Below are 256 nucleotides of genomic sequence, written 5' to 3'. Positions count from 1 at the left end.
GCCCGGGCCCGCCGCGCGACACGCTGACCTGCTCCAGCACCGGCACGAACTGCGGGCTGTCCCCGCGATGCCCTGCCGTCAGCACCACCGACAGCGGCTTGCGGCCCTGCTCACAGGCCAGATGAATCTTGGTCGTCCACCCACCGCGCGAACGCCCCAGCCCGTGATCGGCCGGCTCCGGCCCCGGCGGCTCGACTTGACCCTGATGGTCGTGGCGGGCGCCCGCGGAGTGCTGGTGGGCCCGGGCGATGGTGGA

The 256-nt window shown here is 74.2% G+C and carries 1 pseudogene; it reads right to left on the bottom strand.

Annotated features, from left to right (window positions below):
* A pseudogene (locus tag QSK22_RS33520) lies at window positions 1-256 on the bottom strand (IS5/IS1182 family transposase); the annotation flags it as partial.

It is taken from the genome of Actinomadura sp. NBRC 104425 (assembly GCF_030269545.1).
GTDB lineage: Bacteria > Actinomycetota > Actinomycetes > Streptosporangiales > Streptosporangiaceae > Spirillospora > Spirillospora keratinilytica.
The sequence above is the reverse complement of the archived record's forward strand: the minus strand, read 5'-3'. Positions and strand labels throughout refer to the sequence as shown.